General features: G+C 75.0%; 26 protein-coding genes. 6 read left to right on the top strand and 20 right to left on the bottom strand.

Annotation, left to right across the window (positions count from 1 at the left end; all coding sequences use genetic code 11):
• Window positions 1-36: 36 nt before the first annotated feature.
• On the top strand, window positions 37-711 hold the full coding sequence (locus ACFU9A_RS18495; RefSeq protein WP_430576754.1) for a fasciclin domain-containing protein: 675 nt from the start codon (window positions 37-39) through the stop codon (window positions 709-711).
• Between the two features lie 166 nt (window positions 712-877).
• On the opposite strand, the gene ACFU9A_RS18500 is transcribed toward ACFU9A_RS18495, so the two are convergent.
• From ACFU9A_RS18500 to ACFU9A_RS18510, 3 genes are all read right to left on the bottom strand, one after another.
• Window positions 878-1627, bottom strand: a complete 750-nt coding sequence (locus ACFU9A_RS18500; RefSeq protein ID WP_430576755.1) for an anti-sigma factor domain-containing protein — start codon at window positions 1625-1627, stop codon at window positions 878-880.
• A complete protein-coding gene (gene sigK, locus ACFU9A_RS18505; protein ID WP_430576756.1) occupies window positions 1620-2189 on the bottom strand; it encodes an ECF RNA polymerase sigma factor SigK in 570 nt (189 codons plus the stop codon). Before sigK ends, ACFU9A_RS18500 begins: the two co-directional genes overlap by 8 nt.
• Before the next feature lie 258 nt (window positions 2190-2447).
• Entirely contained in the window at window positions 2448-3515 is a 1068-nt protein-coding gene (locus ACFU9A_RS18510) for a 3-deoxy-7-phosphoheptulonate synthase (protein WP_430576757.1), read from the bottom strand.
• A gap of 552 nt (window positions 3516-4067) precedes the next feature.
• On the opposite strand from ACFU9A_RS18510, the gene ACFU9A_RS18515 reads away from it, so the two are divergent.
• The gene (locus ACFU9A_RS18515) at window positions 4068-6377 is read left to right on the top strand and encodes an immune inhibitor A domain-containing protein (RefSeq protein ID WP_430576758.1); all 2310 of its coding nucleotides are present in this window, start codon (window positions 4068-4070) and stop codon (window positions 6375-6377) included.
• Between the two features lie 66 nt (window positions 6378-6443).
• Here ACFU9A_RS18515 and ACFU9A_RS18520 read toward each other — a convergent pair whose 3' ends face one another.
• The 8 genes from ACFU9A_RS18520 to ACFU9A_RS18555 all read right to left on the bottom strand — a co-directional run bounded on the left by ACFU9A_RS18520 (window position 6444) and on the right by ACFU9A_RS18555 (window position 13018).
• Window positions 6444-7175 (bottom strand): glutamine amidotransferase, encoded by a 732-nt coding sequence (locus ACFU9A_RS18520; RefSeq protein ID WP_430576759.1) that lies wholly within the window; start codon window positions 7173-7175, stop codon window positions 6444-6446.
• On the bottom strand, window positions 7172-8140 hold the full coding sequence (locus ACFU9A_RS18525; protein WP_430576760.1) for a bile acid:sodium symporter family protein: 969 nt from the start codon (window positions 8138-8140) through the stop codon (window positions 7172-7174). The genes ACFU9A_RS18520 and ACFU9A_RS18525 overlap by 4 nt, the downstream gene beginning before the upstream one ends.
• A 117-nt stretch (window positions 8141-8257) precedes the next feature.
• Window positions 8258-9067 (bottom strand): ABC transporter permease, encoded by an 810-nt coding sequence (locus tag ACFU9A_RS18530; protein WP_430576761.1) that lies wholly within the window; start codon window positions 9065-9067, stop codon window positions 8258-8260.
• Entirely contained in the window at window positions 9064-10047 is a 984-nt protein-coding gene (locus ACFU9A_RS18535) for an ABC transporter ATP-binding protein (RefSeq protein WP_430576762.1), read from the bottom strand. Before ACFU9A_RS18535 ends, ACFU9A_RS18530 begins: the two co-directional genes overlap by 4 nt.
• 37 nt (window positions 10048-10084) lie before the next feature.
• A complete protein-coding gene (locus ACFU9A_RS18540; RefSeq protein ID WP_430576763.1) occupies window positions 10085-10849 on the bottom strand; it encodes a hypothetical protein in 765 nt (254 codons plus the stop codon).
• 5 nt (window positions 10850-10854) lie between these two features.
• Window positions 10855-11631: a hypothetical protein gene (locus tag ACFU9A_RS18545; protein WP_430576764.1), complete on the bottom strand. Its 777-nt coding sequence runs from the start codon at window positions 11629-11631 to the stop codon at window positions 10855-10857.
• Window positions 11628-12632 carry an ATP-binding cassette domain-containing protein gene (locus tag ACFU9A_RS18550; protein WP_430576765.1) on the bottom strand — a complete coding sequence of 335 codons (1005 nt, stop codon included), beginning with the start codon at window positions 12630-12632 and terminating at the stop codon, window positions 11628-11630. The genes ACFU9A_RS18545 and ACFU9A_RS18550 overlap by 4 nt, the downstream gene beginning before the upstream one ends.
• On the bottom strand, window positions 12629-13018 hold the full coding sequence (locus ACFU9A_RS18555) for a GntR family transcriptional regulator (RefSeq protein WP_430576766.1): 390 nt from the start codon (window positions 13016-13018) through the stop codon (window positions 12629-12631). The genes ACFU9A_RS18550 and ACFU9A_RS18555 overlap by 4 nt, the downstream gene beginning before the upstream one ends.
• 152 nt (window positions 13019-13170) lie before the next feature.
• Here ACFU9A_RS18555 and ACFU9A_RS18560 point away from each other — a divergent pair, with 152 nt between their 5' ends.
• Window positions 13171-13977 (top strand): alpha/beta fold hydrolase, encoded by an 807-nt coding sequence (locus tag ACFU9A_RS18560; RefSeq protein ID WP_430576767.1) that lies wholly within the window; start codon window positions 13171-13173, stop codon window positions 13975-13977.
• A gap of 70 nt (window positions 13978-14047) precedes the next feature.
• Here ACFU9A_RS18560 and ACFU9A_RS18565 read toward each other — a convergent pair whose 3' ends face one another.
• From ACFU9A_RS18565 to ACFU9A_RS18575, 3 genes are all read right to left on the bottom strand, one after another.
• The gene (locus ACFU9A_RS18565) at window positions 14048-15169 is read right to left on the bottom strand and encodes an aspartate-semialdehyde dehydrogenase (protein WP_430576768.1); all 1122 of its coding nucleotides are present in this window, start codon (window positions 15167-15169) and stop codon (window positions 14048-14050) included.
• A gap of 7 nt (window positions 15170-15176) precedes the next feature.
• Entirely contained in the window at window positions 15177-16481 is a 1305-nt protein-coding gene (locus tag ACFU9A_RS18570) for an aspartate kinase (RefSeq protein WP_430576769.1), read from the bottom strand.
• 107 nt (window positions 16482-16588) lie between these two features.
• Window positions 16589-18589, bottom strand: a complete 2001-nt coding sequence (locus tag ACFU9A_RS18575) for a BTAD domain-containing putative transcriptional regulator (protein ID WP_430576770.1) — start codon at window positions 18587-18589, stop codon at window positions 16589-16591.
• 71 nt (window positions 18590-18660) lie between these two features.
• Here ACFU9A_RS18575 and ACFU9A_RS18580 point away from each other — a divergent pair, with 71 nt between their 5' ends.
• Window positions 18661-19554 (top strand): alpha/beta fold hydrolase, encoded by an 894-nt coding sequence (locus tag ACFU9A_RS18580; protein ID WP_430576771.1) that lies wholly within the window; start codon window positions 18661-18663, stop codon window positions 19552-19554.
• Between the two features lie 43 nt (window positions 19555-19597).
• On the opposite strand, the gene ACFU9A_RS18585 is transcribed toward ACFU9A_RS18580, so the two are convergent.
• Window positions 19598-19978: a VOC family protein gene (locus tag ACFU9A_RS18585; protein ID WP_430576772.1), complete on the bottom strand. Its 381-nt coding sequence runs from the start codon at window positions 19976-19978 to the stop codon at window positions 19598-19600.
• A 77-nt stretch (window positions 19979-20055) separates the two neighbouring features.
• Between ACFU9A_RS18585 and ACFU9A_RS18590 the strand changes: the two genes are divergently transcribed.
• Window positions 20056-20511, top strand: coding sequence for a MarR family winged helix-turn-helix transcriptional regulator (locus ACFU9A_RS18590; protein ID WP_430576773.1), 456 nt, complete (start codon window positions 20056-20058; stop codon window positions 20509-20511).
• 36 nt (window positions 20512-20547) lie between these two features.
• On the opposite strand, the gene ACFU9A_RS18595 is transcribed toward ACFU9A_RS18590, so the two are convergent.
• Window positions 20548-21339: a sulfite exporter TauE/SafE family protein gene (locus tag ACFU9A_RS18595; RefSeq protein WP_430576774.1), complete on the bottom strand. Its 792-nt coding sequence runs from the start codon at window positions 21337-21339 to the stop codon at window positions 20548-20550.
• A 74-nt stretch (window positions 21340-21413) separates the two neighbouring features.
• Here ACFU9A_RS18595 and ACFU9A_RS18600 point away from each other — a divergent pair, with 74 nt between their 5' ends.
• Window positions 21414-21938, top strand: coding sequence for an SRPBCC family protein (locus tag ACFU9A_RS18600; protein WP_430576775.1), 525 nt, complete (start codon window positions 21414-21416; stop codon window positions 21936-21938).
• 10 nt (window positions 21939-21948) lie between these two features.
• Here the strand turns inward: ACFU9A_RS18600 and ACFU9A_RS18605 are convergent, their stop codons facing one another.
• The 4 genes from ACFU9A_RS18605 to ACFU9A_RS18620 form a co-directional block, all read right to left on the bottom strand.
• The gene (locus ACFU9A_RS18605) at window positions 21949-22518 is read right to left on the bottom strand and encodes a DUF5063 domain-containing protein (RefSeq protein ID WP_430576776.1); all 570 of its coding nucleotides are present in this window, start codon (window positions 22516-22518) and stop codon (window positions 21949-21951) included.
• A gap of 76 nt (window positions 22519-22594) precedes the next feature.
• Complete coding sequence (gene recR / locus ACFU9A_RS18610; protein WP_380324338.1) at window positions 22595-23194, bottom strand: recombination mediator RecR; 600 nt, start codon at window positions 23192-23194, stop codon at window positions 22595-22597.
• Between the two features lie 40 nt (window positions 23195-23234).
• A complete protein-coding gene (locus ACFU9A_RS18615) occupies window positions 23235-23840 on the bottom strand; it encodes a response regulator (protein ID WP_430576777.1) in 606 nt (201 codons plus the stop codon).
• A complete protein-coding gene (locus tag ACFU9A_RS18620) occupies window positions 23837-25132 on the bottom strand; it encodes a sensor histidine kinase (protein WP_430576778.1) in 1296 nt (431 codons plus the stop codon). Before ACFU9A_RS18620 ends, ACFU9A_RS18615 begins: the two co-directional genes overlap by 4 nt.
• Window position 25133: the final 1 nt, after the last annotated feature.

Genomic DNA, 25133 nt, shown 5'->3' on the forward strand with positions numbered 1-25133 from the left:
GGGACCGGAGGGGCGACGACGCAAGGAGAGAGACCGATGAACGTCCGCACCCGTACCCGCACCGCCGCCGCCGGCTTCGCCACCCTGGCCCTGCTGGGGCTCGCCGCCTGTTCGTCCGACTCCGGCTCCGACACCGGATCCGGCTCCGAGGAGACGGCGACCGAGGAGTCGCCCATGGCGACCGACGAGCCGTCGGAGGACATGACCGTCGACCCGGCGGCGAACCTCGTCGGCCCGGGCTGCGAGGACTACGCCGCCCAGGTGCCCGACGGCGCCGGCTCGATCACCGGCATGTCCACCGACCCGGTGGCCGTCGCCGCGTCGAACAACCCGATCCTCACCACCCTGACGAAGGCCGTCAGCGGCGAGCTCAACCCCGACGTCAACCTGGTCGACACCCTCAACGGCGACCAGTTCACGGTCTTCGCCCCCGTCGACGACGCCTTCGCCAAGGTCGACAAGAAGACGCTCGACACGCTGTCGACCGACGCCGACCTGCTGACCACGGTGCTCACCTACCACGTGGTCCCCGGCCAGGTCCTGCCCGAGGACATCGCGGGCGAGCACAAGACCGTCGAGGGCGACACGGTCGAGGTCACCGGCTCCGGCGACGACCTCAAGGTCAACGACGCCAACGTCATCTGCGGTGGCGTGATGACGCAGAACGCCACCGTCTACCTCATCGACTCGGTGCTGATGCCGCCGATGTGACGCGCCGGGGATCCCGGTCGTCCGCCCACGAGGCTCGCAGGGCCGCCGCACGCAGGGGGTGCGGCGGCCCTCGGCATGCCCGGGACAGGGAGCCCGCGGGCCGGGACGGGGAGCCCGCGCGCCGGGGACGGAGAGCCGCCGGCGGGTAGGGCCGGTCGTCCCGGGGTCAGGACTCGATGGCCAGCACGGGGTCGGTGGTCGGCTGGTCCGAGCCGCCCGCCGGCTCCAGCGTCACCGCGACCACGTGCCCGGCACCGCCCTCGACGAGCGCCCGCGACACGCCGCCGGACGCGGGCGGCATGAGGCCGGCCGACACGGGCGCCCCGTCCGCGACGATCCACAGCTGCCAGTCGTGGCCGTCGCCGGGGGCCGGCATGCCGTCGGCGGAGACCAGGACGTCGTCGCCGGAGACCAGGGCGGTGGCCTCGCCGCCGCCCTCCACGGGCGCCGTGACGAGGCGCGCGTCCGGGTCGGCCAGCATCTGCGCCACCCGGTCCGCCTGCGCCTCCAGCTGTGCCGCCTCCCGGTGCTCCTGGACGGCGACCGTGGTCGGCACGGCGACCGCGACCACCGCGGCGGCAGCGGCGGCGACCAGGCCCCAGCGGCGTCGCTGCGGCCGGGCGGCAGGCGCCGCCGGCGCGGCCCCGTTCCCCCCGCGCGCAGCGGCGTCTCCCGGTCGCCCGAGCTGTGGCGTGGCGGCCACGCGCGCGAGCACGTCGTCACGGACGTGCGCGGGCGGGTCCGCCTCCACCGCGAAGGCCGCGACGACGTCGCGGTACTCGTCGAGGGCGCGCCGCGCGTCGGCGTCGGACTCGAGCAGGCGCTCGACCGCGCGGCGCTCCAGGTCGTCCACCGCGTCGAGCGCGTAGGCGGGGAGCAGGTCCCAGGTGTCGCGCGTCGTGTCGTCGTCAGCCACGGGCCACCCCCAGGCAGTCGCGCAGGCGGCCGAGGCCGTCGCGGATCCGGCTCTTCACGGTGGGCAGCGCGGCGCCCAGCAGCTCCGCGACCTCCCGGTACGTGCGGCCCCCGAAGTACGCCTCGACCACGGCCTCGCGCTGGGTCGACGTCAGCGAGTCGAGGCAGCGACGCACCGCAGCTCCCTCCAGCCGGCGCTCGACGTCGTCGGCGACGACGTCCAGCGGCGAGGTCGCGAGCGAGGCGTCGAGGTCGCGCTGGTCACGGTCCCGGCGGGACTGCTCGGAACGCACGCGGTCGACGGCCCGCCGTCGGGCCAACGTCGCGACCCAGGTGCGCGCGGACGCGCGGGCAGGGTCGAACCGCGCTGCGGTCTGCCACACCTCCACCATCACCTCCTGGGTCACCTCGGCCGCGTGGTCCGGGTCGCGGAGGACGCCGAGCGACGTCCCGTACGCGACGGGGGCGAGCGCGTCGTAGACCGGGCCGAACGTCGCGGGGTCACCACCGGCGCACGCGGCGAGCGCGGCGTCGACGGGCCCGCGGGTCAGGGGTGGCGGCACCGGGCCAGTCTGCCTCACCGGGCAGGCCGTATCGAACGCCATGGGGTCCTCGCGTGTCCGTGCCCGGGCCGTCCGGGACACCCGTGGTTCGGCGCGGACCGCGTCCCGGATGGGTGGCGTGCGTCACGGCGCCGGCGGACGGTCCGTCCGGGATCGTGCTGCGGCTCGGCCGCTGACCTCGCACACGGCCCGCCGTCCGTCCCTGGCGGCCGCCCTCCCGCGACGGGAGAGCGGCACGCAGGGACGGACGTCGCCCGGTCAGCCCTCCCGGCGCGCGCGGACGGCGGCGGCGAGGGTGCCGAGCAGGTCGGCGGTGGTGTCCCAGTCGAGGCACGAGTCCGTCACGGACTGGCCGTAGACGAGGCCCTCGAGCGGGCCGGGCTTCTGGGCGCCCGCGACCAGGAAGCTCTCCATCATCAGGCCCGTGACGTCGCGGTCCCCCTCGGCCAGGCGCGCGGCGAGCTCGCGCACGACCTCCGCCTGCCGCACGTGGTCCTTGCCGGAGTTGCCGTGCGACGCGTCCACCACGACGCCCGCCTCCACGGCCCCGCCGAGGCCGGACGTGCGCGCCACCGCCAGCGCGTCCGCCACGTCCTTCGCGCCGTAGTTCGGGCCGCCGCGCCCGCCCCGCAGGATGACGTGGCAGTCCGGGTTGCCCGTGGTCTCGACCGCCGCCGCGCGCCCCTCGGCGTCCGCCCCGAAGAAGGTGTGCTCGCTCGCCGCCGTGATGCAGCCGTCGACGGCGATCTGCACGTCGCCGTCCGTCGCGTTCTTGAACCCGACCGGCATCGACAGGCCGGACGCCAGCTGGCGGTGCACCTGCGACTCCGCGTTGCGCGCGCCGATCGCGCCCCACGTCACCGCGTCCGCGATGTACTGCGGGCTGGTGGGCTCCAGGAACTCGCACGCGGCGGGCACGCCCGCGTCGAGCACGCCCAGCAGCACCTCGCGCGCCAGGCGCAGGCCGTGGTGCACGTCGTGGGACCCGTCCAGGTGCGGGTCGTTGATGAGGCCCTTCCAGCCCACCGTGGTGCGCGGCTTCTCGAAGTACACCCGCATCACCACGACCAGGTCCTCGGACAGCTCGCGCGCCACCGGGGCCAGCCGGCGGGCGTAGTCCAGCGCGGCCGCCGGGTCGTGCACGGAGCAGGGCCCCACGATGACGAGGAGACGGTCGTCCTCGCCGCGCAGCACGTCGCGCACCTCGCGGCGGGACGTCGTGACGAGGTCGCTGCGGGGGGTGCCGAGCGGCAGCTCGCGGCGCATGACGCCGGGCGCGGGCAGCGGGTCGAGCGCGCGGACCCGCAGGTCGGAGGTCTCTGCCATCAGGTCAGTATGCGGCCGGCCGGTATCGGACGGTGCGGTGCGGGCGGAGGCGGGGGTGGTGGTGCTCATCGCGGGGCTCCTGGAGGGTGGTGTCGGCGGCGCGGCGGTCGGGGGTGGGGGCTCGGCGTCGTCGTCGCGACATCTGCTCGAACCGTGGGTCCATGTCCGACCGGAGCGGCCCGTCTGACGACGAAGGGCCCCGGACGCGCGATGCGTCCCAGGCCCTGTGCTGGCTCCGGAGTGGGTGTCGGTCAGGCGTCAGCCCGCCGAGCTCCTACCGGAGCCGGCGTAAAGCGCCAATACCAACGGGTGTTCACGACGACGACCGTACGACGGCCCCCGCCGCGTCGTCCACTCGCGTCCAGCATCCGGGCGCGAGCCCGGAGGCCCGGAATCCCGCGCCTCGACACGCCACACGTTCGTCGAGCGGGTGAAACGTGATTCTGGTTACCTGTGCTTCGCCACAGTTCACCCGGGCGCACAGGAGCGCCCGGGCGTGACGGTGCCCGGCCACGACGGCCGGGTCGCTCCGACACCCCTGGAGGAAACACCGTGAGAGCACGCACCACCAGCGCGTTCGGCGCCGCGGGAGCACTGCTGACCGCCGCCGTCCTCGCGCCCGGCCTGGCCGTCGCGGCACCCGCGGCCGACGCCCCACCGTCCGACCCCGCGGCGCACGTCAAGGAGGACAACCGCCCGGACCCGCTCGCCGAGAAGCGCACCGCGCTCAAGCAGGAGGCCGTCGACCGCGTCGCCCAGGGCGACGCCGTGGTCCAGACGCGTGGCAAGGGAGCCAACACGTCGAAGTCGGTCAAGGTCGGCAAGAACCAGTGGGTCGAGTACCAGACCGAGCAGACCGCTCAGCTGCTCACCTTCCTCGTCGACTTCGGCGACAAGGCAGACCCCCGCTTCCCCGACGCCCCGGCGACCGGCCCGAAGCACAACGAGATCCCCGAGCCCACCCGCAGCGACAACTCCACCTACTGGGAGGACGACTTCTCCCAGGAGCACTACAAGGAGATGTTCTTCACCGGGCTGGAGGACCAGGGCGGCGAGTCGTTCGCCGGCGTCTACGACGAGATGTCGTCGGGCCGGTTCGACCTGAAGGGCGACGTCTCCGACTGGGTGACCGTGCCCAACAACTCGGCGTCGTACGGCCAGACCGAGTCCAACCAGGACATGACCCGGTTCGTGCAGGACGCCGCGGACGCCTGGTACGCCGACCAGATCGCGAAGGGCAAGACGAAGGACCAGATCGACGCCTATCTGCAGTCGTTCGACGTCTGGGACCGCTACGACGTCGACGGCGACGGCGTCTTCGACGAGCCCGACGGCTACATCGACCACTTCCAGGCGATCCACGCCGGCGAGGGCGAGGAGGCCGGCGCACCCGAGTCGGCCATCTGGTCCCACCGCTGGGCGGTCAACCCGCTGGGCACGAACGGCCCGGCCGAGTTCCCGAAGATCGGCGGCATCAAGATCGGCGACTCCGACGTCTGGATCCGTGACTACACCACGGAGCCGGAGAACGGCGGGCTCGGCGTCTTCGCGCACGAGTTCGGCCACGACCTCGGCCTGCCGGACTACTACGACACCGAGGGCGGGGACAACGGCACGGCGTTCTGGAACCTCATGAGCTCGGGCTCCTGGCTCGGACACGGGGACGGCACCATCGGCACGACGCCGAACCACATGGGCGCCACCGAGAAGATGTTCCTCGGCTGGCTGGACTACGCGACCGTCGACCAGGGCGAGCGCGCCACCGTCAAGCTCGGACCGTCGTACCACGCGACGACGAAGCCGCAGGCCGTGGTGGTGAACCTGCCGGACGGCACCAGGAGCGTCGACCTCGGCGTCGATCCCTACGACGGCCAGTTCGCCTACTCCGGCACGGGCAGCAACGCGAACTACACGCTGGCCTCGCCGTCCTTCACCGTGCCCGCCGGGGCGTCGCTGACCGCCAAGGTGCAGTACGAGATCGAGGAGGGCTACGACCACGCCTTCGCCGAGGTCTCGACCGACGGCGGCGGCACGTGGAAGTCGCTGCAGACGAACCTGTCCGACGCCGACGCCAACGGCGGCATCTCGGGCGACTCGGGCAAGGCGTGGGTGGACCTCACCGCCGACCTCGGCGCCTACGCCGGGCAGAGCGCCCAGGTCCGGTTCCGCTACCAGAGCGACGGCGGCCTCAACCTGCTGGGCCTGCTGGTCGACGACGTGGCCGTGGGGAGCGCGCTGACGGAGGACTTCTCCGACGGGCTCGCCGGCTGGACGAACGACGGGTTCAGCGCGATCAAGGCCGACGGCACGTACGACGTCGACTTCTCGCACTACTACGTGGCGGAGAACCGGCAGTACGTCGGCTACGACACGACCCTGAAGGAGGGCCCGTACAACTTCGGCTGGACCCTCACGAAGCCGAACACCGTGGAGCACTTCCCGTACCAGGACGGCATGCTCGTCTGGTACGTCAACAGCTTCTACGGCGACAACAACACGTCGCAGCACCCGGGCGGCGGGCAGGCCCTGCCGGTCGACGCGAACGCGCAGGCGCTGCGGTGGTCGGACGGCACGGTCGCCCGCAACCGCATCCAGGCGTTCGACGCGACCTTCGGCCTCGGCAAGTCCGACGCGTTCACCCTGCACCGGGAGACCCCGGCGGGCATGACGACGCTGCGCACCTGGTCGAAGACGGCCGAGAACGTCTTCGACGACACGGACCCGAACGCCTACTACGACGCGTCGAACCCCTGGGGCTCGGTCGTCGTGGGCGGCACGGGCACCAAGATCACGGTGAAGTCCGTGAACAAGAACAACGGCGTGATGACCCTGAACGTCACCACGCCCCGTTCGCACAAGTAGGAACCTGTCGGAGCCACGTCGGGCCGCGGCCCGACGTGGCTCCGACGCGTCCGGGGTCGGCGGGTGTCAGCGGGCGTAGCGGGACACGAAGTTCCGCAGGATGCGCATCGGCTCGGTGACCCGGTGCTGCCGGGAGCGCGCCACGATCCGGTCGCCCTCGTCGGGCGGGAAGTACCCGTACGACCGGTACACCTCGACCCGCTGCTCGATGCCGGCGAGGTCGAGCTCGGGGTGGAACTGCGTGGCGTAGAGGTTCCGGCGCACGCGGAACATCTGCACGGGCGCGTCGGCGGACCGGGCGAGCAGCGTGGCCGACGGCGGCAGGACGCTCACGGCCTCCTTGTGGCCCAGGTAGGCGGTGAACCGGGCGGGCAGGCCGGCGAGGAGGGGGTCCGCGAGCCCCTCCGGGGTCAGCTCGATCTCCGCCGGGCCGACGGGCTCGGGGTAGGTGCCGTCGACGACGCCGCCCTGGTGCGTGCCGAGGGTCCCGACGCCGTAGCAGGCGCCGAGGAACGGGAAGTCGTGCTCCACGAGCTCGTCGAGCAGCGCGGCCATCTCCCGCTCGACGCGGCGCTGGGTGCCCGACTTCTCGGCCTCAGGGTCGGAGGAGTTGAACGGGCCGCCGCCGACGATCACCCCCGACAGCTCGTCGAGGTCGACCTGCGGCAGGGGGTCGCGCTCGAGGCGCACGCGGCGCAGGGACCTGGCGTCCAGGCCGGAGTACCGGAGCACGGCGTCGAACTCCCCGTCCGCGGCCACGTCCTCGGCGCGGGTGCCGAGGAACAGGAACGGCCTCACGGCCGCACGCCCGACGGTCGCGCGGCGGCGCGCCGGTCGTCCGCCGCCACGGGACGGCGCGCCCAGAACGACGCGAGCGCCGACCCGGAGACGTTGTGCCACACGGAGAACAGGGCCGCAGGCAGCGCCGCCGCGGGCGTGAAGTACTGGGTGGCGAGGCTGGCCGCGAGGCCGGAGTTCTGCATCCCGACCTCGACGCTGACGGCCCGCCGCGACGCCTCGTCCAGGCGGGCGAGGCGGGCGGCGCCGTACCCGAGCAGCAGACCGAGGCCGTTGTGCAGGATGACGGCGAGCGCCACGAGGACGCCGGTCCCGAGGACGGCGTCGGCGTTGGCGGCGACGATGCCGGCCACCACGACGACGATCCCCGCGACGGACACGAGCGGCAGGTACGGCAGCATGTAGCGCTCCACCAGCCCGCCGGCGAACGTCCGCACCAGCAGCCCGGCGAGCACCGGGAAGAGCACGATCTGCAGGATCGACGTGACCAGCGAGCCGTAGGTGACGTCGAGCGCGGAGCCGGCGAGCCACAGCACCAGCGCCGGCGTGAGCACGGGGGCGAGCAGCGTCGACACGGACGTCAGCGCGACGGACAGGGCGGTGTCGCCCTTCGCCAGGTAGACGATGACGTTGGACGCCGTCCCGCCGGGCGCGGCGCCGACGAGGATCATGCCGATCATTGCGTCGCCCTCGAGGCCGAACAGGTGCCCGATCGCCCACGCCAGCGACGGCATGATCGTGAACTGCGCGACCACGCCCAGCAGCACCGCCCACGGCCGCCGGGCGACGAGGCCGAAGTCGGAGCCCCGCAGCGTGAGCCCCATGCCGAACATGATGATCCCGAGGAACAGCGGCGTCTGTGCGGCGATGGGCGCGAGCGCCGTCGGGGCGAGCAGCCCCGCGACCCCGCCCAGCACCACGAGCACCGCGAACCATCGGCCGGCCAGCTCTGCCACTCTGCGCATCCGCCGCACGTTACCCGCCCGCGGCACCGCCCTGCCCGCTCCTCCGTCGTCGACGGCGGCACGAACCACCCTCCCGCCCGACCCCGGCCACGAGCCCGACGAGAACCCGACGAGAACTCACGTCCAGCGGAACACCCGCACCGCGACGGGCAGCAGCACCGCCGTCCACACCACCATGACGAGGCACTGCAGCAGGGGGAAGCCGGACTCGAACCACCCGGTGGTCATGGCCTGCGCGGCGGCGCCCAGCGGCGTGAACTGCCCGATCTGGCGCAGCACCTCGGGCATGATCGGCCCGGGGGTCCACAGGCCGGCGAGCAGGAGCATCGGGAAGTAGAGCGACATGGCGACGGCGTTCGCGGCGGACGCGCGGGGCGCGAGCGCGGCGACGAGCATCCCGAGCGAGAACATGGCGCACAGCCCGAGGACGAACGCGAGGAGCACGACGCCGAGGTGCTGCGGGACGGCGACGCCGAACGCGAGCTGCGCGACGACGAGCGCGAGCGCGACACCCACGACCGTGATGCCGACGTTGATGAGCAGGTGGCTCGCGACGATCCCCTGCGGCCGCATCGGCGTCGTCGAGAGCCGGCGCAGCACGCCCTTCTCGCGGTAGGTCGCGATGGTCACCGGCATGACGGTGAGGGACGCGGTGCCGACGGCCATGGCGATGACGGTCGGCAGGTAGGTGGCGATCGGGGTGAGCCCGTACCAGACGGACGACGGCGGGGCGTCGGTGATGGGGTCGCGCATGCCGGGGATGGCGAAGCCGACGCCGACGAGGATGAGGGTCGGGAAGAGGATCCCGAAGAACGGGGCGGCGAAGTCGCGGAGCCACACCCGGGTCTCGGTGGTGAGCAGGCGACCGAACCCGCGCCAGGCGCGGCCGGCGGGCCGGGCGGGTGCGGTGGGGACGGCGGTGGTCATGACGGGGCTCCTTCGGTGGCGAGGGCGGGCGCGGCCTCGGGGTCGTAGGTGCGCCCGGTGACGGCGAGGAAGACGTCCTCCAGCGAGCGCGTGACGGTGCGGACGTCGTCGGGGACGAGGTCGGCCGCGGCGAGGGCGGGGACGAGGGAGAACAGCACGCGGCGGCTGCCGGAGACGGCCACCTCGGCGGGCGCGCCGTCCACGCCCTCGACGCGGTGCACGTCGGGGTCGCGCTCGGCGAGGGACTCGAGGGCGGCGCGACCGCGGTCGACGTCGTGGGTGGCGAAGCGCACGACGACAGTGCGGCCGCCCTCGAGCCCGTCGATGAGCTCGGTGGGCGTGCCCTCGGCGACGACGCGGCCGGCGTCGATGACGACGAGGCGGTCGCAGAGCCGCTCGGCCTCCTCCATGAAGTGCGTGACGAGCAGGATGGTGACGCCGGTGGCCCGCACGCGTTCCACGAGGTCCCAGGTGGCGCGCCGCGCCTGCGGGTCGAGGCCGGTGGTGAGCTCGTCCAGGATGGCGATGCGCGGGTTGCCCACGAGGGCGAGCGCGATCGACAGCCGCTGCTTCTGCCCGCCGGAGAGCCGGGCGAACTGCTTGCCGGCGTGCTCGGTGAGGTCGAGCAGGCGCAGGAGCTCGGCCGGGTCGGCGGGGTCCTCGTAGAACCCGGCGAACAGCTCGAGCGCCTCGCCCACGGTGATCTTGTCGTGCAGCGTGGCCTCCTGGAGCTGCACGCCCAGGATGTCCCGCACGCCGGCGGGGTCGCGCTGCGTGTCGATGCCGTGCACGCGCACGGTGCCGCCGTCGGCGTCGCGCAGGCCGGCGAGCGTCTCGACGGTGGTGGTCTTCCCGGCCCCGTTGGGGCCGAGGATCCCGAAGATCTCGCCTTCCGCGACGCTGAACGACACGTCGTCGACGGCGACCTTCGGTCCGTACGTCTTGCGGAGGTGCTGCACCTCCACCACGGGAGCGGCCATGTCGGGCCTCCTTCGTTGTGATCGGTCGGTGGGCTGGTCAGGGGCGGAGCGGGACGGCGTGGAGCATCCGTGCCGCGACGACGGCGGCGAGGGCCGCGGCGAGCAGGGTGCCGCCGACGGTGGCGACGACGCCGACGGCGACGGAGTCGTAGCCGCCGCGCAGCGGGAGGCCGAACAGGCCGGTGCGGGTGGCGAGGTCCGCCAGGGCGGCCGGGACGAGGAGCGGCAGGACGCGCAGGGCACCGCGCCACATGCCCGCCCGGCGGAAGCCGGCGATGACGGCCGTCCCGACGAGGAGGTAGGTGACGACGACCAGCGACTCGCCGACCACCAGGACGACGACGCCCGTGACGGTGTCGACGCCCAGCGGCGCGGCGGTGCCCTGCCAGTACCGGCCGAGGTCGGCGTAGACGGCCTTCTCGGCCAGGGCGAGGGCCGCCGCGAGGACGCCGAGCACGGGGCCTGCGATCAGCGCTGCGCGGAGGCCGCCCTCGACGACCGACCGGCGGGTGCCGCCGGCCGCGACGTGCAGGGTGAGCGTGGTCGCCGTCGTGAGGACGCCGACGCCGAGCGCCACCCACCGCACGGGTCCGCCGGCGGCGTCGTGGACGAGCCCGTCCGCCTCGCCGCCCCAGCGCTCGACGATCACCGGCAGGGTGAGCACCAGGGCGGCCCAGCCGGCCCAGAACCCCACGCCGGCGAAGGCGAGCGTGCGCAGGAACCGGCGTCGGGTCGCCCGCACGGCGTGGCGGTGCAGGGCGCGGGCGGGCGCCTCGGCGGCGGGGGTCGTGGTGGTGGTCATGGCGCTCACCCCGCCGGCCGCAGGCGCACGGCGCGCACCTGCCACCAGAACCAGCCGACGGCCAGGGCCAGCACGACGAGCGCCTGGACGAGGCCGAGGGCGACCGGTGCCTGGTCGCCGCCGAGCCCGAGGGTGCCGAACGCGTCGGAGAAGGTCCCCAGGCGGGTGGCGTGGTCGACCAGGACGACGAGGACGAAGCCGGGCACGAGGAGCGCGGTGCCCGTCCAGACGCCGTGCGTGCGGTAGGCGGCCTGGGCCGCCATCCCGACGAGCATGTACACGACGACGCCGATCGCCTCGGCCACGCCGGTCACGACCACCCACGCGCCGCCGCCGTCCAGCCCGCTGCCGAGCTGGTCCCACGACCAGCCGAGCGCGCCGAAGAGGCCGCGCTCGACGAGCAGCAGCACCGCGTACGCCAGGCCGAAGGCGACCCCCGCGACGAGCGCGGCGGCCAGCGCCCCGCCGTACATCGAGCGGCGGGTGCCGCCCGCGGCCAGGTGCGGCACGGTGAGCCCCGAGAGGGCGATCATGCCCAGGGAGAGGGCGAACCACGACGCCGCGTACTCCGCGCCCGTCATCACTCCCCCGCCCATGACCCCGCCGGCCTGGCGGACCACCAGGGGCACGGCCACGGAGACGACGAGGAAGAGGCCCCAGAAGCCGGAGCCCAGCAGGAGCGACGCCGACCCGACGGACCGGGCGACGCGGCGCGTGCCGCGGGACTGCGCTCGCGCCACGAAGGCGTCGCGCTCGGCGCGCGTGACGGTGGCGGCGCTCATCGGGTCTCCCCCGTCCGGCTCTGGGTGGTTCGGGTCGTGGCGGCGGGCGCGGCGTGGCCGTCGTCGTCCCGCGGCTGGGTGAGGCGCACGAACAGGTCCTGCAGCGGCAGCGACCCGATCTCGACGCCCACGGCGCGGGCCGCGGCGGCGGCCCCCTCGTCGGGCGCGCCCTCGATCGTCACCTGCACGGTGGCGCCGAGGCGCTGGCGGTGCAGCTCGCGGCGGCCGGCGGCCAGCTCCTCGACCGCCGCGACGGGGCCGGTGAGGCTGAACCCGCGCGCCTGCATGTCCTCCGCCGGCTCGGCGAGGAGCACGCTGCCGCGGTGCAGCACGACGACGTCCTCGAAGAGACGCTCGACCTCCTCGACCAGGTGGCTCGACAGCAGGATGGTGCGGGGGTGCTCGGCGTAGTCGGCGAGGATCTCGTCGTAGAACGCGTACCGCGTGGGGGCGTCCATGCCGAGGTAGACCTCGTCGAGGATGGTCAGCGGCGCGCGGGCCGCGAGGCCGATGGTGGCGCCGACGGCGGACCGCTTGCCGCGCGACAGGGCGGTCGGCTTCTTGCGGGGGTCCACCTCGAACAGGTCGAGCAGCCGGCCGGCCAGGTCGGCGTCCCAGTAGGGGCGCAGGTCGGCGTAGTACGTCAGCGTGGTCGCGACGCGCTCCTCCTCCATGAGGTCGCCGCTCTCGCGCACCAGCTGGACGTTGGCCGTGGCCCACGGGTTCTCCCACGGGTCCTCCATGAGCTCGCCGGGGCCCACGCGGACCGTGCCCGAGGTGGGCCGGTTGAACGCCGCGAGCAGCGACAGCAGCGTGGACTTGCCCGCGCCGTTGCGGCCGAGGATCCCGGTGATGACGCCGGGTCGCAGGTCCAGGGTGACGCCGTCCAGCGCGGTGCCGGCGTCGTTCTTGACGGTCGTGCCCTCCGCGGTCATGCGGCGCTGGGCTCCGAACCGGACGACGACGTCGTCGAGACGGGCGCCGAAGGGTGCGGGGGTCATGACTCCTCCGTGGTGGTCGTGGGCTTGCGGTGGCCGTTGGTGCCGAGCACGTAGGCGACGAGCTCGTCGGTCGAGATGCCGAGGATGTCGGCCTGCGCGAGCGCGGGGGCGAGCACCTCGTCGAAGTAGGCGGTGCGGTGGTGCTCCAGCAGCCGCTCGCGCGCCCCGGGGGCGACGAACATGCCCAGGCCGCGGCGCTTGTACAGGACGCCCTCGTCGACCAGGCCGGCGAAGGCCTTGGCGGCGGTGGCGGGGTTGATGCGGAACGTCGTGGCGAACTGGGTGGTCGACATGACCTGCTCCTCCTCCGCGAGCTCACCGGCGAGCACCTGCGCGCGGATCATCTGGGCGATCTGCACGTAGATGGGTTCGGGTCCGTCGAACACGCGGACCTCCTCACACAGGTTCAGTGGTTCAGGGGTTCATTACTCGACTAATGAACCATAGGTCCTCCGGTGCGCGCAACCCCTCCAGGACGAGCTCCCCCGCGCGGGGCGGAGGACCGGCATGCCCGGCCGAACCGGGGGACGCTCGGACCATGACCGGAACCCGCCGCCGCGACGCAGTCGTCGCCGGCATCCACGTCGTCGTCGACGGCCCGCCCGACGCCCCGCCGATGCTGCTGGTCCACGGCTCGGGGGCCACCGCGGCGTCCTGGTCCCCGGTGCTGCCCGGGCTCGCCGCCGCGCACCGGGTCGTCGCGGTCGACCTGCCCGGCTGCGGCCGCTCCCCGCGGGCCCCGGCCTACGACGTCCCCGCGCAGGCCGACCGCGTCGCGGCGCTGCTGGACGAGCTGGGCGTCGCGCGGCCGACCGTCGTGGGGCACTCCAGCGGCGGCTACGTCGCGACGGCGCTCGCCGAACGGAGGCCGGACCTGGTGGGCGGGCTGGTGCTGGTCAGCACCGGCCCGGCGCCGGACGCGATGCTCCCGGAGGCCGCGGCGGTGCGTGTCCTCATGGGGCGCCCGTTCGGGCCTCTCGTGTGGCCGCTGCGCACCACCGGGATGCTGCGACGAGGGATCCGGTCGGTGACCGCGCGGCCGGTCGACGTGCCCGACGGCTTCCTCGCCGACGTGCGCCGCACGCGGTACGCGGACTTCCGCCGGGTCATGGCGGGCTACGCCGCCTACCTCGCCGAGCGGCCGGTGCCGGAGCGGGTCGCCGCGCTCGGCGTCCGGCTGCTGGTGGTCTTCGGCGACGCGGACCCGCGGTGGGACCCCGCGTCGGCCCGGCGGTACGCCGCCGTCCCGGGCGCCCGGCTGGAGTACCTGCCCGGCGTCGGGCACGTCGCCATGCTCGAGGACCCCGAGGGCCTCACCCGGCTGCTCCTCGCCGGCGCGGCCTGACGTTCCACCGCCGGAGACGCGACGGGGCCCGGCGACGATCGCTCGTCGCCGGGCCCCGTGAACCGCCCGGTCAGGCCGTGGCGGACTCCGCCTCGGCGGCGTCGACGTCGTCGAACGCGGCCAGCTCGGCCAGGTCCGCCGCGACGATCTCCGCGATCTGCACGGCGTTGAGCGCCGCGCCCTTGCGCAGGTTGTCGTTGGACACGAACAGCACGAGGCCGCGCCCGCCGGGCACGGACTGGTCGGTGCGGATGCGCCCGACGAACGACGGGTCGGCGCCCGCCGCGGCCAGCGGCGTCGGGACGTCCGCGAGCTCCACGCCCGGCGCGGCGGCCAGCAGCTCGCGCGCCCGCTCGGGGGTGATCGCCGAGCCGAACTCGGCGTGGATCGCCAGCGAGTGACCGGTGAAGACCGGGACCCGCACGCAGGTGCCGGCCACGGCGAGGTCGGGCAGGCCGAGGATCTTGCGCGACTCGTTGCGGAGCTTCTGCTCCTCGTCGGTCTCGCCCGAGCCGTCGTCCACGAGGTTGCCCGCCAGCGGCAGCACGTCGAACGCGATCGGCGCCACGTACTTGTCCGGCTCCGGGAACGTCACGGCCCCGCCCGAGTGCGCGAGGCCCTCGAGGTCGCCGGCCACGGCGGCGCGCGCCTGGTCGGCCAGCTCCTTGACCCCGCCGACGCCCGAGCCCGACACCGCCTGGTAGGTCGCGACCCGCAGGCGCTCCAGCCCGGCCTCGTCGGCCAGCGGCTTGAGCACCGGCATCGCGGCCATCGTGGTGCAGTTCGGGTTCGCGACGATACCCTTCACGGCGTCGCCGATCGCCTCCGGGTTCACCTCGGAGACCACCAGCGGCACCTCGGGGTCGAGGCGCCAGGCGGAGGAGTTGTCGATGACGACGGCGCCCGCCTCGGCGAACCGGGGCGCGTGCTCGCGCGACGTGCCGCCGCCGGCCGAGAAGATCGCGACGTCGACGTCCGCGAGGTCGTCGGTGGCGGTGGCCGCGACGTCCTCGACGACGACGTCCACGCCCTCGAACGGAAGGGTGCTGCCCGCCGAGCGCGCGGACGCGAAGAACCGCAGCTCCTTGACCGGGAAGGCGCGCTCCGCGAGGAGGCGGCGCAGCACGCCGCCGACCTGGCCGGTGGCGCCGACGACGGCGACGTTCACGCCGGTGGTGGTGATCTGTGCCATCAGCGCGTCACCGCCCCGAGCCGGCGTAGACGACGGCCTCGCCGTCGGCGGAGTCCAGGTCGAACGCCGAGTGGATGGCGCGCACGGCGTCGTCCAGGGCGTCCTCGCGGGTCACGACAGAGATGCGGATCTCCGAGGTGGAGATCATCTCGATGTTGATCCCGGCGTCGCGCAGCGCGCCGAACAGCCGCGCCGAGACGCCCGGGTGGGACTTCATGCCCGCCCCGACCAGCGACAGCTTGCCGATCTGGTCGTCGTACTGCAGCGACGCGAACCCGATCTCCTCCTGGAGCGCGTTCAGCGCGGCCAGCGTGGACGGGCTGTCCGCGTGCGGCAGCGTGAACGAGATGTCCGTGAGGCCGGTGTGGGCCGCCGAGACGTTCTGCACGATCATGTCGATGTTCGCGCCCGCGCCGGCCACGACCTCGAAGATGCGGGCCGCGGTGCCGGGCTTGTCCGGCACGCCGACGACGGTGATCTTGGCCTCGCTGCGGTCGTGCGCGACGCCGGAGATGATCGGGGCTTCCATCACTGCCTCCTGCTGGTCGCCCGTGGGGGCGTTCGGGTCGATCGCGTCGCCGTACGTGCCGGTGACGAGGGTGCCGGTGGTGTTGGAGAACGAGCTGCGCACGTGCACGGGCACGTCGTAGCGGCGCGCGTACTCCACCGCGCGCAGGGCCAGGACCTTGGCCCCCGACGCGGCGAGCTCGAGCATCTCCTCGTAGGTGACGCGGTCGATCTTCCGCGCGGCGGGGACGATGCGCGGGTCGGCCGTGAACACGCCGTCCACGTCGGTGTAGATCTCGCAGACGTCGGCGTCGAGGCCGGCGGCGAGCGCGACGGCGGTCGTGTCCGAGCCGCCGCGGCCGAGCGTCGTCACGTCGTTCGACGAGCTCACGCCCTGGAAGCCCGCGACGATCGCGACCTGCCCGCGCTCCACCGTCTCGCGGACGCGGTGCGGCACGACGTCGACGAGCCGGGCGCGCCCGTGCACGGCGTCGGTGATGAGGCCGGCCTGCTGGCCGGTGAAGGACTTCGCCTTCACCCCGAGGTTCGTGATCGCCATCGCGAGCAGGGACATCGAGATGCGCTCACCGGAGGTGAGGAGGATGTCGAGCTCGCGCTGCGGGGGCAGCGGGGTGATCTGCCCGGCGAGGTCGAGGAGCTCGTCCGTGGTGTCGCCCATGGCGCTCACCACGACGACGACGTCGTTCCCCGCCCGCTTGGTCGCCGCGATCCGCTTCGCCACGCGCTTGATGCTGTGGGCGTCGGAGACGGACGATCCGCCGTATTTCTGCACGACTAGTGCCATGTCACAACCTTCTGCTCTACCGGCCTCCGTCTCTCTCAACGGTCCGCCGGGTGCGAGTGCTTGCCCGTCGATGGTAGACGGGGACCGCCCCTCGGACGAGGACCGTCTCAGGTGGTGACCGGCGGGTCGCCCGCGAGGAAGGCGTCCAGCGCCCCGAGGTGGACGGCGACGCTCCCCGCCGTGACCAGCGCGCTGCCCGCCGCCAGCTCGTCCACGGCGGGCGCCAGCGCCGCCCGCGCACGCCCGGCGACCGTCCGGTCGCCGACCAGCACCGCCGCCCGCCCCGCCAGCACCCACAGCGCCTCCGCCAGCAGGCCGGGCGGCGGGTCGGGGACGCCCGCGAGCGCGCGGGCCGCGTCCGGGCCCCTCCCGGCGGCGTGCAGCGCCCACGGCCGGACCCACGGGCGGTACGGGCCCCAGGCGGCGACCGCGCCGGGGTCGGCCGGGTCGCCCGTGGCCCCCGCGAGGGCGCCGGCGTCCGCGCACCCCCGCCCGACGCGCAGGCTCAGGACGGCGAGCGGTTCCAGCCCGGCCTCCAGCCCCTCCATCCCCGCGCCCGGCAGCCGGGCGGCCGCCTCGTGCACGGCACGGACGACGTCGGCGTCCGGCGCGCCCTCGACCGCCTCGCGCACGACGGCGGCCCACGTGACGAGCACCTCGACGAGGGGCCGCTCGTGGTCGGCGGCGAGGAGGCGGGCCGCCTCCGCGTGGCCGGCCGCGCCCGCGACGTCGCCGAGGGCGGTCCGGGCCTGCACGCGCACCAGCCGGCCGACGATCTCGTCCGTCGCCAGGCCGGCGCGGGCGGCCACGTCCACGAGCTCGGCGCCCAGCGCGTCCCGGGCGGGGGCCAGCCCGGCCCGCCCCACGGTGTGCAGCACCTGGGCCCCGAGGGCGCGCGCGAGGGTCGCCGGGTCGCCCGTGCGGCGCGCGAGGGCGACCGCCTCCCGGGCCGCCTCCGGGCCGCGGCCCCCGCGCGCCCCGCGCAGCTCCGTGGCCAGCCCCGCCAGCAGGCGCGCCCGGGTGCGGTCGGGGGCGTCGGGCCCGAGCTCCCGCAGGGTCCGCTCCGCCACCTGCGCGAGCACCGCCGCCTCGGCCGGGTCGTCGGGCACGGGCCACACGCTCGGCACGTGGACCGCGTCCAGCACGCGGGCCGTCAGGCGCGGGTCGCCCCGGCGGTCCGCCGCCCGCACCACGGCGGACCGCTGGTCGCGGGCCTCCGCGAGCCCGCCCGTCACCGCCGCCGAGCCGAGCAGCGTGGCCGACTGCTCGAGCCGGGCCGGTCCCTGGGACGCCGTCCGGGCGAAGGTGTCGGCGGCCCGCGCCCAGAGGTCCGCTCCCGCGCCGTCCTCCTGGCGCAGGATCCGGGCCTCGGCCTCCGCCAGGCGGGGCCCCGGGTCGAGGCCGAGCTCGTCCACGAGCGTGCGCCGCGCGCGGCGGACCACGGCCAGCGCGTCGGCCTGCCGGCCCGCGGCGCGCAGGGCGAGGGCCAGCAGGCGCCAGCCCTCCTCGCGCCACGGCTGCGTCGCCACGTGTCGCTCCAGGCCGGCGACGACGTCGGCGGGGCTGTCCAGCACGAGCAGCGCCTCCGCGCGCTGCTCGACGGTCCCGAGCCGCAGGTCCTCCAGCCGGGCGCGCTCGGACGCCGCCCACGCCGCGTCGATGCCCGCGTACGGCTCGCCGCGCCACAGCGCGAGCGCGGCGTCCAGCCCCCGCAGGGCCGTCGCCGCCGGGGCCGCGGCCGCGGCCGACACCAGCCGCTCGGCCGCCCGCGCGTCCACCGCGTCGTCCGGGAGGCGCAGCGCGTAGCCCGGCCCCTGGGTCACCAGCACCCGCGGCGCCGCGCGCGGCGGCCGGTCCGGCTCCAGGGCCCGCCGCAGCGCCGCGACGAAGGTGCGCACCGCGGCCACGGCGCCGTCCGGCGGGTCCTCCCAGAGGTCGTCGACCAGGTCGGTCACCCCCACGACCCGGCCGCGTGCGGCGACGAGGCGCGCGAGCAGCTCCCGGTGCCGCGGCCCGCGCAGGGCCAGCTCGGCGCCGTCCTCGCCCCAGGCCACGACCGGCCCGAGGACGCCGACCGTCACCATCCGCCGCCCCTCCTGCTCATCCATCGCTCATCGGTGCCGCCGAGGCTGAGCGTGTCGTCCCGACGACCCATCCGACCACGACCAGGAGAACACCCATGACCGACTCCCCCACCATCCCCGGCTTCCGCGACGTGCGCGTCACGGTGGACGACGGCGTCGCGCTGCACGCCGCCGTGGGCGGCAGCGGCGACCGCGCCGTGGTGCTGCTGCACGGCTTCCCCCAGACGCACCTGTGCTGGCGCCACGTCGCCCCCGCGCTCGCCGCCGACCACACCGTGATCGTGCCCGACCTGCGCGGCTACGGCGCGAGCGACAAGCCCGCCGAGACCTCGCCCGACACGTACTCCAAGCGCACCATGGCCCGCGACGTGGTGCGCCTCGCGGCGGAGCTCGGGTTCGACCGGTTCGCGCTGGCGGGCCACGACCGTGGTGCGCTGGTCGCCGTCCGGGCCGGGCTCGACCACCCCGAGGCGGTGACGCACCTCGCGTCGCTCGACGTGCTGCCCACCCTCGACATGTGGGACGTGCTGCACGGCGCGGACGCCGCCGTCGCGTTCCACCTGTACCTCATGGCCCAGCCCGCGGGGCTGCCGGAGGCCATGATCGAGGCGACCGCCGACGCGTTCTTCGGCCACTTCCTCGACGCGTGGACCCCGCCGGGTACGGCCGCCCCCTTCGACGCGGACGTGCGCGCCGAGTACCTCCGCCGGTCCCGGGAGGCCGTGCCGTCGATCGTCGCCGACTACCGCGCGTCGGCCGGCGTCGACGTCGAGCACGACCGCGCCGACCGGGACGCCGGGCGCCGGCTGGCCATGCCGGTGACGGTGGTGCAGCAGGACTGGGGCTCGATGCTCGGCTACGACGCCGCCGGCCTGTGGCGCGCGTGGGCGCCCGACCTCGACCACCGCTCCACCGCCGCCGGCCACTTCATGGCCGAGAGCGCGCCCCAGGAGGTCGTGACCGCGCTGCGCGACCTGCTGGTCCGCTGACGCCTCGTCGGCCGGGCGGGCGCGCCCGGCCCGGCCGACGCCCTCACGCCCCGTGGACGGTGAGGACGTAGCCCTCCGGCCCGACGAAGGAGAACGTGGGGCCGAAGGGCGAGCCGACGACCGGGCCGAGCACCTCGACGCCCACGGCACCGAGGCTGTCGTGCAGCGCGACGGCGTCGGTGGTGGCGAACCAGAGCGCGACGCCGAGGCCGGGGCGGCCGGCGTCGAGGTCGGTGCCGGGCAGCGGGCCGCGGACGGCGAAGGGGACGGGCTCGGTCGCGAAGACGACGGCGCCGGGCGGGGACGCGGGGCTGCGGCGCAGGCCGAGGCGCTCCTCGAAGAACGCGGCGGCCGCGGCGACGTCGCGGACCTGCAGGGCCAGGAAGTCGGGGCCGGTCACGGTGGCGGGCTCGGTGGCGGACATGGTGCTCCTCGTTTGATGTCAGGACATTGACATCTTCGAGGCTAGGCTCGCGGGCGACGATGTGTCAACATGTTGACATGACCACGCCGCCGGTCCCGCCGCACCCCGCCGCCGACGTCACCGAGCACGTCGGCTACCGCCTGAAGCGCGCGCACTCCGCCCTGCGGGGCGCCCTCGACGCCGCGCTGCGCGAGCACGACCTGACCGTGCCCCAGTACTCGTGCCTCGAGGTCCTCGCGCTGCACCCGGGGCAGTCGAACGCCGAGCTCGCCCGCGCCACCTTCGTCACCCGGCAGTCGATGAACCTCGTGCTCCGGGGGCTCCAGGAGGCGGGCCTGACGACGCGCCCCGACGTGGTCGACCACGGCCGGGCCCGCCCGGTGCGCCTCACCGCCGCCGGCGAGCGCCGCCTGAGGTCCGCCCAGGACGCCGTGTACGCCGTCGAGGCCCGCATGGTGGCCGGCATCCCCGGGACGCGCCTGGCCGCGCTGCTGGACGACCTCGACCGGATCGTCCGCGCCCTCGACGCGTGACGCCGATCGGGCGCCCGCGTGCCGCGGCGCGGGGCCTCAGGACCGCCAGTCCTGCCAGACGTCGTAGCCGAGCTTGAGGATGAGGGCGCCCACGACCACGACGAAGATGACGCGCACGAACGCGCTGCCCTTCGCCACCGCCATCCGCGCCCCGATGTAGGCGCCCACGAGGTTGGCGGCGCCGATCATCAGGCCCAGGCCCCACAGCACCGCGCCGTGCGGCACGAAGAACAGCAGCGCACCCAGGTTGGTGGCGAAGTTGGTGATCTTCGCCAGCGCCGACGCGGGCAGGAACGCGTAGCCCAGCACGCTCACCAGCGCGATGACGAGGAACGTGCCCGTGCCCGGGCCGAGCAGCCCGTCGTACGCGCCGATGACGAGCCCGATGCCGGCCGCCGTCCAGCGGTGCCGGTTGCCCTCCCAGCGCAGGTTGTCGTGCGCGCCGAGCTTCGGCTTCAGCACCGTGTAGGTGGCGACGCCGATCAGCACGACGAGGATGATCGGCTTGAACAGCTCGGCCGGGATGCGGCTCGCCAGCGCGGCGCCGCCGAACGCCCCGACCAGCGCGGCGACCGCCATCGGACCCGCCGTCGTGAGGTCCGGGCCCACCCGGCGGTAGTACGTGATCGCGCTGGTGGACGTGCCCATGATCGAGCCGAGCTTGTTGGTGGCCAGCGCCTGCACCGGCGAGATGCCCGGCACCAGCAGCAGCGCGGGGAGCTGGATCAGCCCGCCGCCGCCCACGACGGCGTCGACCCAGCCGGCGGTGAGCCCGGCGAGGACGAGCAGGACGATCGTGAGGACATCGAGGTCGGGCACCCGCCGCATGATGTCACGTGGCCGGGCGCCGTCACGGACCGTCCCGCCTCCCGCCGCCGGCGGCGCCGTGCCACCCTGGGAGCATGACCGACGGAGACCGCCCCACCGTCGCGGCGACCGGCACCGTCGAGCACGGGGCCGCCGGGCCGGAGCTCGTCCTCACCCGGAGCTTCGACGCCACCGCGCCCGACGTCTGGGCGAGCGTGACCGAGCCGCACCTGCTCGACCGGTGGGTCGGCCGCTGGGAGGGCGACCCGACGAGCGGCCGGGTCCGGTTCTTCATGACCTCCGAGAGCCCGGACGCCGAGGCCGCGGAGTGCGTCATCACCCGGTGCGAGCCGCCGCACCGGTACGCCGTCGACACGGCGGCGCCGGGCGGGGTCTGGCACCTGGCGCTCGAGCTCGCGGAGTCCGGCGGGGTGACGACGCTGACGTTCCGCCAGCGCCTCGGTGCGGACGACGACGCCGCGTCGATCGGCCCCGGGTGGGAGTACTACCTCGACCGGCTCGTCGCGGTGCGGTCAGGACGCCCCGCGGGCGACGTGGCCTGGGAGTCGTACTACCCCGCCCAGCGCGAGCACTACGCGCGGGCGGCGGAGAGGGCCTGACGCCGCACGCTCAGGAGTGCAGGGCGTCGTACTCCGCCTCGGCGGCGACGTCGTCCGCGACGTCCAGCCGCAGGTGCGCGAGCACCCCCTGGAGGACGCGCAGCGCCGACGACGCCCGCTCCCCCCACGACGACAGGTAGCTGAACTGCCACCACCACAGGCCCTCGAGCTCGTGCCCGTCGTCGAAGTGCTGCAGCCCCTTGGCGATCTCCTCGGCGACGCACGCCAGGTCGCCGGACAGCGTGGCCGGGCTGACGTCCGCGCTCAGCGCCGGGTCCGCCACCTCGACGTAGTCGTCGAAGCCGTCGAACATCTGCGCGAGCGCGTCGCGCAGCGGGTCGACGTCGGTCTCCGGGCCCGCGTCGGGCTCCCACCGCTCGGCGGGGACGACGTCGACGATCGCGGCCAGCCGCGCGCCGGCGGCGAGCAGGTCGGACGTCGCGAGGATCAGCAGGGACAGCTCGGCCCCCGGCGCCGCCCCGGACGCGACCTGCGTCGTGGTGGACAGGAACACGCGCGCCTGCGCGGACATCTGCTCGGCGACGTCCCGGAACTCCGAGCCCGGCTCGATCTCCCCCACGGTCCTGCCCCCTCTCCGCCGCGGTCGACGGCGTCGGTCGTGCCGGTCGGTGCCCGCTGCGGGGCGTCGCGGCTGGTCAGCCGCCGACGACCCGCCGGCCCTCGAAAGCGCGCCCGAGGGTCACCTCGTCCGCGTACTCCAAGTCTCCCCCGACGGGCAGCCCGCTGGCCAGACGAGAGACGGTGACGCCCATCGGGGCGATGAGCCGCGAGAGGTACGTAGCCGTCGCCTCGCCCTCGATGTTCGGGTCGGTGGCGAGGATGACCTCGGTGACCGTGCCGTCGGCCAGGCGCGTCATGAGCTGGCTGATCCGCAGGTCGTCGGGGCCGACGTTCTCGATGGGGTTGATGGCGCCGCCGAGCACGTGGTACCGCCCACGGAACTCGCGGGTGCGCTCGATGGCGACCACGTCCTTGGGCTCCTCGACCACGCAGATCACGTCGTCGCTGCGGCGCGGGTCGGCGCAGATGCGGCACCTCTCCGACTCCGCGACGTTGCCGCACGTCTCGCAGAACTGCACGCGCGCCTTCACCTCGATGAGCGCGTCCGCGAGGCGGCGCACGTCGGCGGTGTCCGCCGCGAGCAGGTGGAACGCGATCCGCTGCGCGCTCTTGGGCCCGACGCCGGGAAGGCGGCCGAGCTCGTCGATCAGGTCCTGGACTGCGCCCTCGTACACGAGAGTCCAGCCTACGGGCTGCCGGGGACAGCGCGGCCGCTCACAGCCAGCCCTGCGCCCGCGCGAGGCGGACCGCCTCGTGCCGGTTCGTCACCCCGAGCTTCGCCACCGCGGACGACAGGTAGTTGCGCACCGTCCCGGGCGCGAGCGCGGCCCGCTCGGCGATCTCCTCGACGGGGGCGCCGTCGGCCGCCAGCTCGAGCACGTCGGCCTCGCGTGCCGTGAGCGGGGAGTCGCCGGCGGCGATCGCGTCGGCCGCGAGCTCCGGGTCCACGTACCGGCCGCCGCCGGCCACCTGCCGCACGGCGGCGGCCAGCACCGCGGCTGACGCCGACTTCGGCAGGAAGGCCCGCACGCCCGCCGCGAGCGCCTTCTTCAGGTACCCCGGCCGGCCGTGGCTGGTGACGATCACGACGGCGCAGCCCGGCACGGCGGGCCGGACCCGCTCGGCGACCTCGATCCCGTCCGCGCCGGGCATCTGCAGGTCGAGCACGGCGACGTCGGGCCGGTGCCGCTCGATCGCGGCGACCGCCTCGGGGCCCGTCCCCGCGACGGCGACCACCTCCAGGTCGTCCTCCAGGTCGAGGAGCTGGGCGACCGCGTCGCGGATGAGGGTCTCGTCGTCGGCGAGCACCAGGCGGATCACGCGGCCGCCTCCCTCGCCGGGGCGGGGACCCGGGCGGTGAGCACGAAGCGGTCGCCGACCGCCTCCGCCTCCAGCGCGCCGCCCACCGCCGCGAGCCGCTCGCGGAGCCCGACCAGCCCGGCGCCGGACGTCGTGCCCGCCGTCGAGCCCGCCGCGACGTCGGGCGCGGCGCCCGCGCGCACGCCGTCGTTGCTCACCGTGAGCGCCAGCTCCCGGCCCCGGCCGGCGCCGCCCGCGCCGTCGACAGGCTCGTCGGCCAGGACGATGCGGCACTCGCGGGCGTCGGAGTGCCGCACGATGTTGGTCACGCCCTCGCGCACCACCCAGGCCAGCGCCTCGACCTGCGGCGCCGCGAGGTCGGGGACCTCGCCCACCACCCGCACCGCCACGCCGGCCGCGCGCAGCACCGACCGGGCGCCGTCGAGCTCGGTCGCCAGGTCCGCGCCGCGGTACCCCGCGACCACGCCCCGCACCTCGCGCAGGGAGTCCTGCGCGAGGGTGCGCACCTCGTCCATCTGGTCCGCGCCCCGGGGGTCGCCTCGCCGCGCCAGGGCGGCGGCGAGCTCCGACTTCACGGCCACGGCCGACAGGGCCCGCCCGACGACGTCGTGCATGTCGCGGGCGATGCGCAGCCGCTCCTCCGCGACCGCGAGCCGGGCGGCGACCTCGCGGGCGTCGTCGAGCCGACGCACCACCTCGACGATCCACATCGACATCCGCGCCGTGCTCGACCAGAAGAGCACGAAGACCGCCGTCAGCGCCCCGGCGAGCACCGCCGCGGCGACCGGCTCCGCGCCGGACAGCACCCGCAGCGCGACGACGACGAGCACGACCGCGCCCCCGACGACGGCCACCCGGCGCAGCGGCTCGGCGACCGCGAGCGCCCCGCACGTCGCGGCCCCGCACACGGCGATCATCGCGGAGCGCGGGTCGTGCAGCAGGCCACCGCCCGGGTACGGCGGCAGCAGCGCGACCGCCGCCGCCAGCACCGCGACGGTCAGCGCGAGCAGCACCACGACCACCGGTCGCGGGCGCCGGCCGACGGTCAGCGGGCCGTCGAACCCGGCGTGCACGGTGGCCAGGCACAGGACGGTGTGCGCGATGCCGAGCGTGACCAGCACGACCCCCGCGAGGACGGAGAGCTCGGCCTCCAGGTTCGACACCGCCGTCACGGCGTAGAGGTAGAAGAACGGCTCGAGGAAGACGAAGAGGTACAGGCTCACGCGGGTGTACAGCTCGACCCCGCGCGCGCCGCCGGTGCGCGTCGTGGCAGGCGGGCGGGCGGTCGTCACG

This window comes from Isoptericola sp. NPDC057653, assembly GCF_042799955.1.
GTDB lineage: Bacteria > Actinomycetota > Actinomycetes > Actinomycetales > Cellulomonadaceae > Isoptericola.

Bases quoted from the DNA above. Each gene is read 5' to 3' on its own strand.
- ACFU9A_RS18495 (WP_430576754.1), top strand. From the start codon at position 37: ATGAACGTCCGCACCCGTACCCGCACCGCCGCCGCCGGCTTCGCCACC.
- ACFU9A_RS18510 (WP_430576757.1), bottom strand. From the start codon at position 3,515: ATGGCAGAGACCTCCGACCTGCGGGTCCGCGCGCTCGACCCGCTGCCC.
- ACFU9A_RS18525 (WP_430576760.1), bottom strand. From the start codon at position 8,140: ATGCGCAGAGTGGCAGAGCTGGCCGGCCGATGGTTCGCGGTGCTCGTG.
- ACFU9A_RS18530 (WP_430576761.1), bottom strand. From the start codon at position 9,067: ATGACCACCGCCGTCCCCACCGCACCCGCCCGGCCCGCCGGCCGCGCC.
- ACFU9A_RS18535 (WP_430576762.1), bottom strand. From the start codon at position 10,047: ATGGCCGCTCCCGTGGTGGAGGTGCAGCACCTCCGCAAGACGTACGGA.
- ACFU9A_RS18540 (WP_430576763.1), bottom strand. From the start codon at position 10,849: ATGACCACCACCACGACCCCCGCCGCCGAGGCGCCCGCCCGCGCCCTG.
- ACFU9A_RS18545 (WP_430576764.1), bottom strand. From the start codon at position 11,631: ATGAGCGCCGCCACCGTCACGCGCGCCGAGCGCGACGCCTTCGTGGCG.
- ACFU9A_RS18550 (WP_430576765.1), bottom strand. From the start codon at position 12,632: ATGACCCCCGCACCCTTCGGCGCCCGTCTCGACGACGTCGTCGTCCGG.
- ACFU9A_RS18560 (WP_430576767.1), top strand. From the start codon at position 13,171: ATGACCGGAACCCGCCGCCGCGACGCAGTCGTCGCCGGCATCCACGTC.
- ACFU9A_RS18565 (WP_430576768.1), bottom strand. From the start codon at position 15,169: ATGGCACAGATCACCACCACCGGCGTGAACGTCGCCGTCGTCGGCGCC.
- ACFU9A_RS18570 (WP_430576769.1), bottom strand. From the start codon at position 16,481: ATGGCACTAGTCGTGCAGAAATACGGCGGATCGTCCGTCTCCGACGCC.
- ACFU9A_RS18575 (WP_430576770.1), bottom strand. From the start codon at position 18,589: ATGGATGAGCAGGAGGGGCGGCGGATGGTGACGGTCGGCGTCCTCGGG.
- ACFU9A_RS18580 (WP_430576771.1), top strand. From the start codon at position 18,661: ATGACCGACTCCCCCACCATCCCCGGCTTCCGCGACGTGCGCGTCACG.
- ACFU9A_RS18585 (WP_430576772.1), bottom strand. From the start codon at position 19,978: ATGTCCGCCACCGAGCCCGCCACCGTGACCGGCCCCGACTTCCTGGCC.
- ACFU9A_RS18590 (WP_430576773.1), top strand. From the start codon at position 20,056: ATGACCACGCCGCCGGTCCCGCCGCACCCCGCCGCCGACGTCACCGAG.
- ACFU9A_RS18595 (WP_430576774.1), bottom strand. From the start codon at position 21,339: ATGCGGCGGGTGCCCGACCTCGATGTCCTCACGATCGTCCTGCTCGTC.
- ACFU9A_RS18600 (WP_430576775.1), top strand. From the start codon at position 21,414: ATGACCGACGGAGACCGCCCCACCGTCGCGGCGACCGGCACCGTCGAG.